Source organism: Methylobacterium ajmalii (assembly GCF_036448855.1).
GTDB lineage: Bacteria > Pseudomonadota > Alphaproteobacteria > Rhizobiales > Beijerinckiaceae > Methylobacterium > Methylobacterium ajmalii.
The window spans coordinates 287,565-302,662 of the sequence record NZ_JAZFXT010000028.1 but is presented as its reverse complement, the minus strand read 5'-3'; the positions used below and the strand labels follow the sequence as shown (position 1 = coordinate 302,662).

The 15,098-nt window shown below is 70.2% G+C and carries 13 protein-coding genes; 7 read left to right on the top strand and 6 right to left on the bottom strand.

Annotated features, from left to right (window positions below; translation table 11 throughout):
• Positions 1-33: 33 nt before the first annotated feature.
• The 3 genes from V3T34_RS14825 to V3T34_RS14815 form a co-directional block, all read right to left on the bottom strand.
• Entirely contained in the window at positions 34-2,334 is a 2,301-nt protein-coding gene (locus tag V3T34_RS14825; protein WP_236012959.1) for a fused MFS/spermidine synthase, read from the bottom strand.
• 87 nt (positions 2,335-2,421) lie between these two features.
• Positions 2,422-4,377, bottom strand: coding sequence for an ABCB family ABC transporter ATP-binding protein/permease (locus V3T34_RS14820; RefSeq protein ID WP_305077683.1), 1,956 nt, complete (start codon positions 4,375-4,377; stop codon positions 2,422-2,424).
• 183 nt (positions 4,378-4,560) lie between these two features.
• On the bottom strand, positions 4,561-6,147 hold the full coding sequence (locus V3T34_RS14815; RefSeq protein WP_331369200.1) for a LysM peptidoglycan-binding domain-containing protein: 1,587 nt from the start codon (positions 6,145-6,147) through the stop codon (positions 4,561-4,563).
• 226 nt (positions 6,148-6,373) lie between these two features.
• Between V3T34_RS14815 and V3T34_RS14810 the strand changes: the two genes are divergently transcribed.
• The 4 genes from V3T34_RS14810 (at position 6,374) to V3T34_RS14795 (ending at position 10,268) form a co-directional block, all read left to right on the top strand.
• A complete protein-coding gene (locus V3T34_RS14810) occupies positions 6,374-6,967 on the top strand; it encodes an LOG family protein (protein WP_305077680.1) in 594 nt (197 codons plus the stop codon).
• Between the two features lie 762 nt (positions 6,968-7,729).
• Entirely contained in the window at positions 7,730-9,313 is a 1,584-nt protein-coding gene (locus V3T34_RS14805; RefSeq protein WP_145984619.1) for a S8 family serine peptidase, read from the top strand.
• Between the two features lie 90 nt (positions 9,314-9,403).
• Positions 9,404-9,790, top strand: a complete 387-nt coding sequence (locus V3T34_RS14800; protein ID WP_060846819.1) for a hypothetical protein — start codon at positions 9,404-9,406, stop codon at positions 9,788-9,790.
• Between the two features lie 253 nt (positions 9,791-10,043).
• Complete coding sequence (locus V3T34_RS14795; RefSeq protein ID WP_091882066.1) at positions 10,044-10,268, top strand: DUF1737 domain-containing protein; 225 nt, start codon at positions 10,044-10,046, stop codon at positions 10,266-10,268.
• Positions 10,269-10,309: 41 nt separating this feature from the next.
• On the opposite strand, the gene cysS is transcribed toward V3T34_RS14795, so the two are convergent.
• The gene (gene cysS, locus V3T34_RS14790; RefSeq protein ID WP_305077678.1) at positions 10,310-11,689 is read right to left on the bottom strand and encodes a cysteine--tRNA ligase; all 1,380 of its coding nucleotides are present in this window, start codon (positions 11,687-11,689) and stop codon (positions 10,310-10,312) included.
• Positions 11,690-12,036: 347 nt separating this feature from the next.
• Between cysS and V3T34_RS14785 the strand changes: the two genes are divergently transcribed.
• Both V3T34_RS14785 and V3T34_RS14780 read left to right on the top strand, forming a co-directional pair.
• The gene (locus V3T34_RS14785; protein WP_060846822.1) at positions 12,037-12,351 is read left to right on the top strand and encodes a hypothetical protein; all 315 of its coding nucleotides are present in this window, start codon (positions 12,037-12,039) and stop codon (positions 12,349-12,351) included.
• 294 nt (positions 12,352-12,645) lie between these two features.
• Complete coding sequence (locus tag V3T34_RS14780; RefSeq protein WP_305077677.1) at positions 12,646-12,981, top strand: hypothetical protein; 336 nt, start codon at positions 12,646-12,648, stop codon at positions 12,979-12,981.
• Between the two features lie 114 nt (positions 12,982-13,095).
• Here V3T34_RS14780 and V3T34_RS14775 read toward each other — a convergent pair whose 3' ends face one another.
• On the bottom strand, positions 13,096-14,097 hold the full coding sequence (locus V3T34_RS14775; protein ID WP_091881326.1) for an ABC transporter substrate-binding protein: 1,002 nt from the start codon (positions 14,095-14,097) through the stop codon (positions 13,096-13,098).
• 120 nt (positions 14,098-14,217) lie between these two features.
• Positions 14,218-14,469 carry a DUF6356 family protein gene (locus V3T34_RS14770; protein ID WP_091881329.1) on the bottom strand — a complete coding sequence of 84 codons (252 nt, stop codon included), beginning with the start codon at positions 14,467-14,469 and terminating at the stop codon, positions 14,218-14,220.
• 149 nt (positions 14,470-14,618) lie between these two features.
• On the opposite strand from V3T34_RS14770, the gene V3T34_RS14765 reads away from it, so the two are divergent.
• The gene (locus V3T34_RS14765) at positions 14,619-15,080 is read left to right on the top strand and encodes an Lrp/AsnC family transcriptional regulator (RefSeq protein ID WP_305077676.1); all 462 of its coding nucleotides are present in this window, start codon (positions 14,619-14,621) and stop codon (positions 15,078-15,080) included.
• The last annotated feature ends 18 nt before the right edge of the window (positions 15,081-15,098 follow it).

Below are 15,098 nucleotides of genomic sequence, written 5' to 3'. Positions count from 1 at the left end.
AGCGCCCGCGGATGGCAGGCGCGTGGCTTCGCGTCAATCGTTCGATCGGCGCGGGAGCGCGTGCTTGTCGGCCATCGCCTGGAGGATGTTGGAGAAATCGTCGGTCCAGGGGCGCCGCGCCCGATCGGGGCCGATCCGCTCCCAGGCCGGATCGGCCGCGAGCGTGCCGAGATGGGCGGGATCGCGGGCGAGCAACGCGACCGTGCCCGCGGCACGGAACCGCACCGGGTCGAAGGCAAAGGCTTCGCGGGCGACGAAGGTCGACAGGTCGAACTCCGCACCGACCCGGGCCACGATGCGACCGAGGTCGAGGTGGCGGTTGGTGATGTGCATCACCAGCACGCCGGTGGGCGACAGCTTGGCGAGGTAGAGCGCCAGGGCTTCCCGGGTGAGGAGGTGGGCCGGGATCGCGTCGGACGAGAAGGCGTCGATCATCAGGAGTCCGAACCCGCCCGGATTCTCGCCGCCCGGCGCCTCGGCGAGGGTCAGGCGGGCGTCGCCCAGCACCACCGGCATGTCGGGGCCGCAGGCCGAGAGGAAGCGGAATTTCTCCGGATCGCGGGCGATGCGGGCGACCGCCGGGTCGATCTCGTAGAAGCGCCAGGCTTCGTCCCCGACCCGGTGGCAGGCGAGGCTGCCGGTCCCGAGACCGACCACCGCGACGGCGCCGAGCGAGCCGCCCCGCGCCGCCCGCACGCTTCGGATCGCCCTGCCGAGCGGCCCTTCGGGCGTGTAGTAGACCAGGGGCTCCGGCGGCCCGTCGGGGGCGGTGCCGTCCGGGTTCACGAGCCGCATCGCCCCGTGGATCGTGGTGCCGTGCATGAGCAGGCGCATCGTCCCGTCCGGCGTCTCGGCGATGCGGTGGATGCCGAAGAACGAGCGCATGCTCACCGCCGCGTCCGCCCGCATCACCGAGAGGCCGGCCACGAGGGCGAGCAATGCCGCCACGGCGAGGCGCTGCGGATCGCGCCAGCTCGCCGCCAGCAGGCCCGCCCCCGCGAGGGCGAGGAGCTGCGGCAGGGCCGACACGCCGAGGGCCCGCCCAGCCAGCACCATGAGCGCCGCCGCGGCCATCGCCGCGAGACCGCCCTGCGCAGCCCGGACGAGCGAGGCGCGGCCGCCGGCAGCGAAGCCCGGCTGGCAGGCCAGGGCGGCGACGATCAGCAGCGGGTACTCGACCACCCGCGAGAACACGAGCGGCGCGACCAGCCCGCAGGCGATGCCACCGAGCACGCCCCCGAGCGAGACGCACACGTAGAACTCCGTCAGCCGGTCGGAAGCCGGACGCAGGTGGTAGAGCCTCGCGTGGCCGATCAGGGCGCTGACGAAGAACAGGCCGAGATGGAGCGCGAGCCCGCCCCACAGCCCGACGCCGACGACGAAGCTCGCGAGCGCGAGCGCGGTGCCCCAGACCTGGAGGCGCAGGAGCGCCGGGCCGGGCCGGCCCATCCCGTCCCGGAAGGCGATCACGAAGGTGAGGAGGAAGAGCGCGAGGGGCGCCACCCAGAGGAGGGGCGCCGCCGCGACATCGGTCGAGATGTGGGCGGTGACCGAGACCAGGAGGGCGGAGGGCACGAAGGCGAAACCGATCCAGGCCCAACGCCGTGGCCAGCCCGGTGCGGGGGAAGCCAGGGCCGGTGCCGGCGTCCCCGGTGACGCCGGCAGAGCGGTACCGGAGGCGAGGCCTGAGGCCAGGATGAGGAGGCCGAGGACCGCGAAGCCCGCAACCCACGCCTCGGCCTGCACCCGCAACGTCAGGAGGGGCTCGATCAGCAGCGGGTAGGCGAGGAGCGCGGCGAAGGAGCCGACATTCGAGGCGGCGTAGAGGAAGTAGGGGTCGCCGGCCCGCGGATGGCCCGAGCGGGCGAACCAGGCCTGGAGCAGCGGCCCGTTCGCCGAAAGGGCGAAGAACGGCAGCCCGACCGCGGTCGCGAAGAGGCCGACGAGCCAGAGCGCCTCGTTCTCTCCCGGCGGCCGGTCGAAGCCTGCCGGCAGGCCGATCGGCAGCGCCAGCGCGGCGACCAGCATCAGCCCGAGATGGACTGCGAGCGCCGCGCGGGTGCCGAGATGCCGAGCGAGCAGGTGGGCGTAGAGATAGCCGCCGAGCAGCAGGGCCTGGAACACCACCAGGGCGACCGACCACGTCGCCGGGCTGCCACCGAGGCGCGGCAGCACCATCTTGGTGAACATCGGCTGGACCGAGAACAGCAGGAAGGCGGAGAGCAGCAGGGCGATCGCGGCGGCCGAAACCTGCAAACGGACGAGGAAGGGGCCGGAGCGAGGGACGGCCGCCGTCGCGGGCGGGATGGCCGAAGTGGGCAGGTCGATCGACATGGATAGGTCCGGCGGGCTCGGGCCCATTCTCGCCCGGTGCCGTTTAAGACGAGGTGCAGGGGAGCGCCGATGCACGCTCCCCGTCACTCACGAGACCGCGGCCGGCTCGGGCGCCTTGGCGAGCGTCCCGGGGATCTCGCCGGGCTCCAGGTGCGTGCGCAGGCTCTCGCCCTCCTGCGATTCCGCACGCTTGAGCGCCTCGCGGGCGGCCTCCGCCTCGCGCTGGCGGTTCCACATCGCAGCGTAGACGCCGCCCTGGTCCAGCAGCCCCAGGTGGGTGCCGCGCTCGGCGATGCGGCCCTGGTCGAGGACGATGATCTCGTCGGCCCCGACCACCGTCGACAGGCGGTGGGCGATGACGAGCGTCGTGCGGCCGCGGCTCACCCGGTCGAGGGCGTCCTGGATCTCGCGCTCGGTGAAGGAATCGAGCGCCGAGGTCGCTTCGTCGAGGACGAGGATCGGCGGGCCCTTCAGGATGGTGCGGGCGATGGCGACGCGCTGCTTCTCGCCGCCCGAGAGCTTCAGGCCGCGCTCGCCCACCGGGGTGTCGTAGCCCTCCGGCAGGGCGGCGATGAAGCGGTCGATCTGGGCCAGCGTCGCCGCCTCCCGCACTTCCGCCTCGGAGGCCTCCCAGCGGCCGTAGCGGACGTTGTAGCCGATCGTGTCGTTGAACAGCACGGTGTCCTGCGGCACCATGCCGATCGCGGCGCGCAACGAGTCCTGCTGCACCGACGCGATGTCCTGCCCGTCGACCGTGATGCGGCCTCCTTGCGGCTCGTAGAACCGGAACAGCAGGCGCGACAGCGTCGACTTGCCGGCCCCCGACGGACCGACGATCGCGACGGTGCGCCCCGCCGGCACCGTGAAGCTGATGCCGCGCAGGATCGGCCGCTCCGGCACGTAGGCGAAGTGCACGTCCTCGAACCGCACGACCGCGTCCGAGACCGCGAGCGGCTGCGCGCCCGGCCGGTCGGCGATCTCCGGGTTGCGGTGCAGGATCTTGAACATGTCGTCGATGTCGATCAGGGCCTGCTTGATCTCGCGATAGATCATGCCCATGAAGTTGAGCGGCATGGAGAGCTGCACCAGCATCGTGTTGACGAGCACGAAGCTGCCGATCGTCGCCCGCCCGGCCATGATGTCGCGGGCGGCCAGCCACATCACCACGCCCATGCCGATCGTGAAGATCACCGCCTGGCCGGCGTTGAGCACCGCGAGCGAGACGTAGGTCTGGGTCGAGGCCTTCTCGTAGCGGGCCATCGACTGGTCGTAGCGGTCCGTCTCGCGCTTTTCGGCGCCGAAATACTTCACCGTCTCGTAGTTGAGCAGCGAATCGACCGCCTTGGTGTTGGCGTCGGTGTCGGAATCGTTCATCCGCCGGCGGATGGCGATGCGCCACTCCGTGGCCTTGTAGGTGTAGCCGAGATAGGCCGCCACCATGACGAGCACCACCACCGAGTAGAGGATGTCGAACTCGTAGGCGAGCGTGCCGATGACGAGCAGGAACTCGACGATGGTCGGCACCAGCGTCAGCACCATCAGGCGCGACAATTCCTCGATGCCGTTGCGGCCGCGCTCGAGCACCCGGGTCAGGCCGCCGGTCTTGCGCTCGAGGTGGAAGCGCAGCGACAGCTGGTGCATGTGCTGGAACGTCTGCAGCGCCAGGCGCCGCACCGCGTGCATCGCCACCTTGGCAAACAACCCGTCGCGCACCTGCGTCAGCAGCGCCATGGCGATCCGGGTGGCGCCGTAGAGCAGGATCATCAGGGCGGGCGCCGCCCAGATCCCGGTCGGCACCGCGGCCTCCTTGCCGAGGCCGTCCCGGCCGCCCACCACCGCCACCAGGGCGTCGGTCGCCCATTTGAAGGTGAACGGCATCGCCAAGGTGACCACCTTGGCGACGAGCAGGAGACCGAAGGCGATGAAGACGCGCCGCTGCAGGTCGGGCCGGCCGTGGGGCCAGAGATACGGCCACAGGCGGCGGTAGGTCGCGACGAGGCCGGGCCGCTCGGGCTCGGCCGGGGGGGTCTGTTGACTGGACAAGGGACCGGTTCCGGGCGGGATCGGCGCCGGATATAGGCCAGGACAATCCGGCAAGACAGCGCGTCCGACGCGGCCCGGACCTGCGGCGGCGGCGCCGTTCGGCGCGCCGGCGCCCGGCCGCACGTCGCAGCACGACGACGCCCGGCACGGCTTCGCCGATGCCGATCCGTCGGAGCGGGAAACTCAGCCTCGCCCCTGCGCCGCCGACGGCTGACCCTTGCCGTCGCCCTTGCCCTCGCGCTGGCCCTGCGGCCGGGGCGTCTCTCCGGGCAGCACGAAGACCTGGCCGGGATAGATCCGGTTCGGGTCGCGGATCTGGTCCTGGTTGGCGTCGAAGATCACCGTGTAGCGCAGGCCGCGGCCGTAGGTCCGGCGGCTGATGCTCCACAGGTTGTCGCCGCGCACGATCCTGGCGGTGCTGATGCCGGGCACGAACACCGCGCCGGGATCGGCGGGCGCGAGGCCGGCCTCCGCGCCCGGGGCGGCCGGGGGCGCGGGTGGCGCGGGTGGCGCGGGTGGCGCCGCCGCGACCACGGGCGCCTCGGGTGATGCCGGACGACCGGCCGGCGGGGCCGGAACGGGCGGCGGCGACGGCGCGAGATGTGCGGCATCGGACCGGGCGGGACCGGCCGGAGCCGGACCGGCTTGCACCGGAGCAGGCTTGACCGGGGCGGGTTTGATCGGGGCGGCTTGCGCCGGCTCGCCCAGGGCCAGGGGCATCGCGAAGGCGGTCTCGGCCCGGGTCTCGACCTTGCCGGAGGCGGGATCGACCTGGTCGACCCGCACCCGGTAGTCGCCGGGCTTGACCCCGCTGCCGATCGTGAAGGCGATGCGGCCGTCCGGCCCGGCCTGGCCGGGAGCCACCAGCGTGTCGTTGAGGTAGAGCCGCAGGGCCGCCTTCGGGGCGCCCCGCGCGGTGACGTAGAGCCGGCCGCCCGCCTCGGCATCGACGCCGACGACCTTCACCGACTCGGGCCGGGCCTCCTCCTTGCCCGGACGCTCGGGCGCGCCCTTGCCGATCGGGCCGCCGCTCTTGGCCTCGACCTTCGGGGAGGCCTTCGCCTCGGGCGAGGGATTGGCCGATGATTTGGCCTCTCGAGCGACATTGGTCTCTTCGTCGACCTTGGTCTCCTGGGCGCTGTTGGTCTTCTGGGCGCTCTTGGTCTCCTGGGCGCTCTTGGTCTCCTGGGCGCCCTTGGCCCCGGACGGTCCGGGCGCAGCCTCGGGCAGCGACAGGACTGCGGTCGGCCGATCGGGTGCCGTCACGGCGACCAGGGGCTTGGCGCGCCGGTCGGGCGCCACCACCACCACCGCGCTGTCGCGGCCGGTCAGCCGCGTGCCGTCCGGCGCGGTGCTCTGGAGCGTGATCTCGCTGGTTCCGGGCGGCAGGGCCGGCGGCACCAGGGCGAAGTTGCCGGCTGCGTCGGCCGTGGCGCTGGCGAAGGGCCGGCCGTCGCGCATCAGCGCGACCTCGGCCCCGGGCCGGGTGCGTCCGGCGACGACGTTCGACCCGTCGGGCTCGACCCGGAGGACGTCGAAGGCCGGGGTGCCCTCCGGCGCTGCGGGAGCGGGTGATGCGGGCATGGCGGGTGCCGGCAGCGCCGCGACCGGCGCGGGCGTCGAGGCCGGGGGCGGCGCATCGGGCGAGAGCAGCGAGAACAGGCGCGTGCCGCTCGCCGCGACGCCGATCAGCACGAACCCCGCCACGAGGCCGACGGCCCCGAGGACGAGGCCGCGGCGCAGCTCGGTCGTCGGCCTCCCGCTGGTCATCGTACGCTACTCCCGGTCACGCAGCCTCTCCGCCGATGGGCACTCCGGGGCACCGAAGCCCCGGCGCGACCTTTCGCCGTCCGGTCGACACGCCGGCGCCATCGACCCCATAGTAACATCAGTGACCGGGCGAGACCACGCGGCGGGCCGGCCCGGCCGGAAACTTGCGTGGGACGCGGCGGCGTAGGGACGGCCGGAGAGCGGCCGCGAACGGTGCGGAGACTCGATGCGGACGGTTTGCGTGTATTGCGGCTCGGGATTCGGCACCGATCCGGTCTTCGAGGCGGCGGCGCGGGCGCTGGGGCGCCACCTGGCGGAGGCCGGCATCGCGCTGGTCTATGGCGGCGGCAATGTCGGGCTGATGGGCACGGTGGCCCGCGCCGTGCTCGACCATGGCGGCCACGTCACCGGCATCATCCCGGACTTCCTCAAGTCGCGCGAGCGCATGCTCGACGACGTGCAGGAGACGATCGTCGTCCCCGACATGCACACCCGCAAGAAGCTGATGTTCGACCGCTCGGACGCCTTCGTGGCGATGCCGGGCGGCATCGGCACCCTGGAGGAGCTGGTCGAGCAGATGACCTGGTCGCAGCTCGGCCAGCACGCCAAGCCGATCCTGCTGCTCTCGGTGGTCGATTTCTGGGCCCCCTTCCTCGGCCTCCTCGACCACATGCGCCGCACCGGCTTCATCCGCGAGGGCCTCGACCTCAGCTACCTCGTCGCCGAGGCGCCCGAGCAGGTGGTGCCGATGCTGATCGCCGCGGTCGGCCGGGCCGAGCCGCGTCCGGAAGCCGAGGCGCTGATCGAGGAGAAGTTCTGAGAGACTGTTTGACCGATCGATATAATCTATTCCACCAGCAACCTCATCCTGAGGTGTTGGCGATCGGAGATCGCACGCGATCTCTGATCGACCGACCTCGAAGGAGGGCTCCGGAATCCTCCGAGATCACTGGATCCCTCCTTCGAGGCTCAGCGATCTTCGACCGCCCGCGATCTGTGATCGCCAGCACCTCAGGATGAGGTGGAGGGTAGGATGGAAAATCCCCTCGCGATCGTGTCGTCGCAAGTCAAACAGGCTCTGAGACGAGATCCCGGCTGCTGTCGCGGCCGGAGCTGCGGCCCGCCGATGGCCCGGCGTTCGACGTCCTGCACGCTGCGCGCCGGATACCGGCACGGAACTCCTTCCCGAGCGGGAGCCCGGGGGTCGCCTCCCCGGGGCTTTCGGCGGCGACCGACGGTGGCGGATCGACCGCCGGGGATGAATGGGACATCCATCCGCCGAGGCTACTCCAACCGTGGATTATCTATCGGCATCGACGGTCATGCCGTGTGCGGTCGCAGACTCTAGTCAAAATAGATCGATCGACTTTCGATAACGGCTGTTCGATGAAATATATAGCTTGAAATTTGCTATATATAAATACGCCTTTAATGATCGCTCAGAAGTTAGGCTGACAATACGTTCATACGGAAAACAGTTTTCCGTGTTATTTGATTATTGACTCGACGTCTCCCGAAAATACAATCATAAAAATTCGGCGAAATCGGCAATTATGTGCCGTTTGTGCGAGGGAGAAAACTATTGATAAGAGATTCCGATCGTCGCGCCTACGTCAGGGAGCAAATCGAACTCATCCGACGCAGCAGTGACGAGGACGTCCACGAGGTCATCATCAAGGCGGGCCTGCCCGACAGCCATGACCAGCAACTCGTGACCACGGTCGCGCGGGCGCTCCAACGGCGCAGCCTGTCGACCTCGCCCCGGGATGTGCTGCCGATCCGCCGGGAGTTGCTGGAGGAGGCGTCGAAACGGGACATCCCGAAAGGGCGGCGGGCTCTTGCCGTGCTGAAGCGCTCTCAACTGGAGGACCAGAGCCTCGCGGCGCAGGTGGCCCGCCGCACCGAGCGCCCGCAAGCCTTGCGCAACATGCGGGAACACACCCTCAACGCCATGCGTCCGCTGATGCAGTCTGCGGTCATTCAGGACAGCCTGGCCACCGAGGCCGGCCGTCGGCGCAGGCCGGCGGATCCGCAGCCCAGGGCATTCTGGACGTCCGGCAGCTTCCTGGTCCGCATGAAGGACAAGGAACTGCCGAAGCTGATCGACACCGACGCCGCCGACGGCATCGAAGGCGTGTACCTCAACCGCAAGCTGCTCGTACCGCCGATGGTGACGCCCAAGCAGTTGCCGCAATCGGTGGAGGACAACAAGGTCAGTGCCTGGGGCATCCGCATGATCGGCGCCCTCGCGGTCTGGGGGGCGTTCGGGTGCCGCGGCCGGGGCATCAAGGTCGGCCTCCTGGATACGGGCGTCGATGCCACCCATCCGGATCTGGTCGGCAAGATCGCCGCCTGGGCCGAGTTCGACGCGAAGGGCGAGCGGGTTCTCAAATCGACGACCCCCCACGACCCCGACGGCCATGGAACGCACTGCGCCGGCACGATCGTCGGCGGCAATGCCGGCGGCCGGTGGATCGGCGTGGCGCCGGAAGCCGAGATCGCCGCGGCCCTCGTCATCAGCGGCGCGAAGGGCGGGACGGACGCCCAGGTGCTGGCCGGAATCGACTGGGCGATCGAGCAGGGCGTCGACGTGATCAACATGTCGCTCGGCGGCCTGATCTGGGGGCCCGACGTACCGAGCACGTATACGAGCGCGATCCTGAACGCGTTGCGGGTCGGCATTCCGGTGGTCACGGCCATCGGCAACGAGGGCAGCCAGACCAGCGGCTCGCCCGGAAACGACCTGTTCGCCTTCGCGGTCGGCGCGACCGACTACCGGAGCTGGGCCGCCGGCTTCAGCGGCGGACGCACCCAGGTCATCCGCAAGTCTCCGTTCTTCCCGGGGGGCAGCCTGCCGCTCGTCTATTCGAAGCCCGATATCTCGGCGCCCGGCGTCGCCGTCCTGTCGGCCGCCCCCAACGGAGACTGGCGCCATCTCAATGGCACGTCGATGGCGGCCCCGCACGTCGCGGGCGCCGTTGCACTTCTCCTGAGCGCGACCGATATCAAGGACGTCGTCAAACCACACGAGCGCGCCTTCGTCATCCAGGACCTTCTGACAGGTTCAGCCGAAGAACTCGGCGAGGCAGGACAGGATCATCGGTTCGGATTCGGCCGGCTCGATGTCTTGCGGGCGATCGGATTTGCGAAAGACCTTGGCTATTGACGGGCGGAACCGGACCGTGATTCAAGATTTGTTCATCGAACGGGGGCAAAACCGTGTGACGCGCGAATTTGTTCTCGACGGAGATCGCACATGCAGATGAAATCCGGGGCAACGCCGATCAGTCTTGGCAAGATCCGCTCGGACGAGTTGCGCGACCACGTCCTGCATTCCGACGTAGAACCGACGACAGTCATCGTCGAAGTCGATCTGCCTGTACCTCAGATTGCGGTTTCGGGCGGCAACCGCATCGGCACGCAGCAGGCCCGTTTCAGCATTCTGCCATCCGCCACCTCAAGTTCAACCATGGAGGCGAAGGTTGCGGAGATCCGCCGGGCCCTGACCGACGCGCTCGGCAGGCAGCCGGGCAAGTTCCTGGCCTCGTCCCGGTCGTTCATCCTGGATGCGACGGGGAACGAGCTAAGTCGAATCGCCGCGCTCCCGACCGTGCTGGCCATCTGGCCGAACGTGCGCCGTTAGCGCGGGAGGCCGCACAGCCTTTCGGTGCAGGGCTCGGCCATCCGCTCCTCGAGATCGGAAGGCCGGATCGAACGAGACCGGGCATCGCCCTCCCGCTTTTCTGCGCCGGATCGCTACACCCGCGGCGTCGGATCTACTGCATTGGGCGGGCGATCGACCGGGCGGACCGGGGGAGCCTGATGATGGCGTTGCCGGATGAGCCGCGATAGGGCGAGAAATGTTCCGCCGGATCGCGGTTCACGAGGAGCAAACCTTGGACTCGAAGCCCCCCAACGACATGCTGCCCTACCGCCTGGTCACGGGTAAGGACGACGCCAACTTCTGCCGCCGGATCTCGGAGGCGCTGGCGCTCGGCTACCGGCTCCACGGCTCGCCCGCCTGCACCTTCAACGGCACGGACGTGATCGTGGCGCAGGCCGTGGTCTGGCCGTCGGCGGTCGCAGCCGATGCACCGGGAGACGCCACCCCGCACGCCTGATGGGCAAGGGCCGGCCGGAGGCCGGCCGAGCCGGTCTCGGTCTACGGGTTCACCGTCCAGCTCGTCGTCCCGTCCTTGTTGTCCTTCACCGTGACGCCGAGCGCCGTCAGCGCCCCGCGGATTCGGTCGGATTCCGCCCAGTCCTTGCGGGTTCGGGCGTCCTTGCGCTCGGCGATGAGCCGTTCCACCTCGGCCGCGTCGACGCCGGAGGCCGCCACCGCCGCCTGGGCGCGGGCGGACTTGGTCTGCCCGAGGAGCCCGAGCAGGCCGGCGCCGGCCTTGAGCGAGGCCGGGTCGGCGAGGCGGTGGACCTCGCCGAGTGCGGCCGGGGTGTTGAGGTCGTCGAGCAGCGGCTCGAGCACGCTGTCGGGGGCGGGACCGGGCTCAGCGTCGCCGGCGGCCTCGTACCAGCGGTCGAGGGTGCGGCTCGCTTCTTCGAGGCCGCGCAGGGTCCAGTCGATCGGCTGGCGGTAATGGGTGCGCAGCATGGCGAGGCGCACGACCTCGCCGGGCCAGTCCGCCAGCACCTCGCGCAGCGTCACGAAGTTGCCGAGCGACTTCGACATCTTCTCCCCCTCGACCTGCAGGAAGCCGTTGTGGAGCCAGAGGTTGGCCATCACCGGCGTGCCGAAGCAGCAGCGGGTCTGCGCCACCTCGTTCTCGTGGTGGGGGAACACCAGGTCGATGCCGCCGGCATGGATGTCGAAGGTCTCGCCGAGATGCTTCCAGGCCATCGCCGAGCACTCGATGTGCCAGCCCGGGCGGCCCGCGACGCCGATTCCGCCGGGCGAGGGCCAGGACGGCTCGCCGGGCTTCGAGGGCTTCCACAGCACGAAGTCGAGGGGCGAGCGCTTGTAGGGCGCCACGTCGACCCGGGCGCCGGCCTCCATCTCGTCGAGGGGACGGCGCGACAGGGCGCCGTAATCGGGCATCGAGGGCACGTCGAACAGCACGTGGTCCTCGGCCACGTAGGCGTGGCCGGCGGCCACCAGCCGGTCGATCAGCGCCGTCATCTCGACGATGTGGTCGGTCGCCCGCGGCTCGATCATCGCGGGCGGACGGCCCGGCACGTTCACGTCGTCGGGCAGCAGGATGCCGAGGCGGCGGATGTCGTCGTGGAACTGCGCCAGCGTCCCGTCGGTCAGCTCGCGGATGGTGATGCCGCGCTCCGCCGCCCGGGCGTTGATCTTGTCGTCCACGTCCGTGACGTTGCGGGCATAGGTCACCGTGTCGGCCCCGTAGAGGTGGCGCAGCAGCCGGAAGAGCAGGTCGAAGACGATCAGCGGCCGGGCGTTGCCGATATGGGCCGCGTCGTAGACGGTCGGGCCGCAGGCATACATCCGCACCCGGCCCGAATCGATCGGCCGGAGCGGCTCCTTGGCCCGGGAGAGCGTGTTGTAGAGGCGCAACAGCGAGGCCATGAAACACCTGCGGGAGGAGAGCGGGCCGGGGCGCCGCGGGACGCGCCGGCCAAGGTTCTAAGTCGTTGCCGGGCCGGGCTTCGGGCCCGGCCGGACCACCCCCGGGACCGCCGCGCCCCGGCGACCGCGGCGGCCGCCTGTTGCACGGGTGAGACGCCCGGGAGCGCCGATCCGGGTTAGCCCAATTCCGTGAGCAATTCGAGAAGGCAGACGCCGCCGGGGCCAAGCCCCGTCCGGACCCTGCGTAATCGTCCCGCTCGCACGATGCGTAGAGAGATTGTTTACCACCCCCGCCCAGTGTCGGGCCGGAGCCGGATGCCGACGGCTCCGTTCAGAAGGTTTGCCCCATGCGTCGCACCCTCGCCGTCCTCAGCGCCCTCGGTGTCCTGGCCGCCGCCCTCCCGGCGCACGCCGCATCGCAGACGCCCGGCGTGGAGAAGACCTTCCTGATCCCCTCGAGCGACGGCTACGGCGTCGCCGAGTGCCTGACCACCGGCGGCGAGTGCGGCCAGGTGGTGGCGGATGCCTGGTGCGAGTCGCAGGGCTACGCCAAGTCGGCCTCCTACGGCATCGCCGCCCAGGACGACTATACCGGCGCGATCGAGGCCGCCCCCGCGGTGAAGCCCTCCGACCGCCCGATCCGGATCACCTGCCGCGACTGATTCTTTTCGCAGAGGCGAGCCAGGCAGGGGACGGAAAGCCGGCATCGGGACGCGCCGGCATCTCGTCGCCCGCATCGGCGGACGCATTGCGGCTCGTTCTCGGGCTGCGAACCGGAACACCGATCAGACGATCCTGCGGCATCCGCGGCCCCGGAACGACGTGGTGACCGCGAGCATCGTCGGGCCGGACATGCGCGCGTCGTCCGGCACCGCCACGATCCGCTGGCACGCCACCCGGATCGGCCTATCTCGGACCTCGAAGACCGACGGCCGGGACGGTGGAGGAACCGGGGCATGATCCGAAGCATCGTCATCGTCGCGGCCCTGCTGCCGAGCCTGGCGCTCGCCGCTCCACGGTACCGCGCCCCCGTCGGCCCGCTCGTCCCGGGCCTCCCCGGCTACGATTGCCGGCTCTGGACCCCGTTCGACCACGACGTCGTCGGCCCCTACCCGCGCCCGGGCGCCCGCCCGGTGCGGGCCGCGAGCGGCTGGGACCGCACCGCCTACGGCTACGGCACCGGCGGCGCCTCGGCCTCCGGTGCCGTCGCGTATCCGGTCAACAGCGTGGCCGAATGCGACCTCGGCGCGACGACCCTCGGCCGCGGCGGGCTCGACATCCTGCCGCGCTGACGGCCCGAGCATGTTTTCGACGATACGGGAGCCGGTTCGTCGGAAAGGGGCGCGGCCGAACCCAGGATCCGGTGCAGCGCCCGGTCGCAACCGCGATCGGGCGCCGCCCCTCTCTCAGGTGCCCGGCTGGCCGTGCACCGCCTTGTAGAAGAACTCCTTCCACTCCTTCGGCCGGTTCTTCAGCACCCCGGCCTTCGAGAGGTGATCGGCCTGCAGCATCGTGCCGTAGGGCGTGGTCGAGAAGACGACGCCGGGCTGCTTCATCATCGCGACGAGCTCGTCGGGCTCGAACTTCTCCTTGGTGGCGGCAAGGTAGAGCGTGGCAGCCTTCTTCGGATCGTCGCGGATCAGCGCGTTGGCCTCGTCGATCGCGGCGAGCACCGCGGCGGTGGTCTTCGGGTTCTGCTCCATGAACTTGCCGCGGCCGAACACGATGGCGTTGCTCAAGGGGCCCCCGACCACGTCGTAGGAGTTGAGCACGACGTGGATCTTCGGGTCCTTCAGCTCGATCTGCTGGTAGGGCGGCAGCGAGAAGTGGCTGTTGACCTCGCTGGTGCCGCCCAGTAGGGCGCCGACCGCGTCGGGATGGCCGAGCTGGATCGTGATCGCGTCGAGCTTGTTGCGGCCGGCCTCGCCGAACTGGCGCTCGGCGGCGATCTGCAGCATCACGGCCTGGGCCGAGACCTTCACGGTCGGCACCGCGATCCGGTCCTTGGCCGAGAAGTCGGCCAGCGTCTTCACCGCCGGGTTGCGGGTCACGAGCAGCATCGGCGCGCCGGCCGAGGCGGCGAGCCCCTTCACCTCGCCGCGGGTGCGGTCCCAGGCGAGCAGCAGGTTGGTGGCGCCGCTGGTGACGAAATCGACGTTGCCGGAAATCAGCGCATCGACCGAGGCGCCGCCGCTCGTCAGCGTGACCCAGCTCACCTTCACGTCGCCGAGGCCGGCGGCCGCGACGTGCTTCTCGACCAGGCGCTGCTGCTCGGCCAGCACCATCGGCATGTAGATCAGGCCGGGCTGGCGGGTGAAGCGGACCTCTCCGGTCTCGGCCTTCGCGGCGGGGGCGGCGAGGCCGAGCGCGACGGCCAGCGCGCCGACGGCGCGCCTGAGGAACGGCATGGGCGAATGCTCCCTGGTTCTCGGCCCGTGTCCGGGCGCCGCAAGTCGGGCGCCCGCCGGAACCGTTCAGGGAGCCAGGGTCTGGAAATACCCCGGAAACGTCAAGCCGTGACGGCGGCCTCAGGCCGAGATCGCCGAGGCGGCGTCGGACCGGTGCTGGGCGGCGCGGGTGCGGTTCGCCACCATGCGGTCGTGCAGCCGCACGATGGTGCGCGAACCGGTGCTGGTGAAGGCGAAGGGCAGGATCCCGTGCACCAGGCAGGCGAGGCCGCCGACGATCATGCTGAAGCCGAAACCGGTCGCGACGCCCATATGCTCGAGATAGGTCTCGCCGACGGCGGCGGGGTGCTCGGAGAAGGACAGCTTCGACATCGGGCTCCTCGTTGGGCTCGGTTCGGTGTTTCGAAAGGCAGCTTGAGGATCGCACGGGGGCCGCGAAGCCGGATTGCGAATTTTACCCCTTCTTCGTAGGCTGGCGCAAACAGGTTGCGCGTGAGCGCGAAAGATTGGAAAATTTTCGCGTGGACGAGTTCGACCGAAAAATCCTGTTGTGCCTCCAGGAGAACGCGGCCGATTCGCTCGAGGCGATCGCCGCCCGGGTCGGCCTCTCCGCCTCGCCGTGCTGGCGGCGGATCCAGAAGCTCGAGACGCAAGGGGTGATCCAGCGCCGGGTGGCGCTCCTCGACCCCGACCGGATGCGGGTCGGCGTCACGGTGTTCGTCTCGGTGCGCACCAACCGCCACACCGCCGACTGGGCCGAGCGCTTCTGCGCCGCGGTGATGAGCATCCCGGAGGTGGTCGAGTTCTACCGCATGAGCGGCGAGACCGATTACCTCCTGCGCATCGTCGTACCCGACATCGCGGCCTACGACCGGGTCTACAAGCGGTTGATCCAGTCGGTCGACCTGTACGACGTCAGTTCCGCCTTCGCGATGGAGCGGATCAAGTACACGACGGCACTGCCGGTGACTTACGCCGAGTGAGGCGCGGCCGGGCCGGCA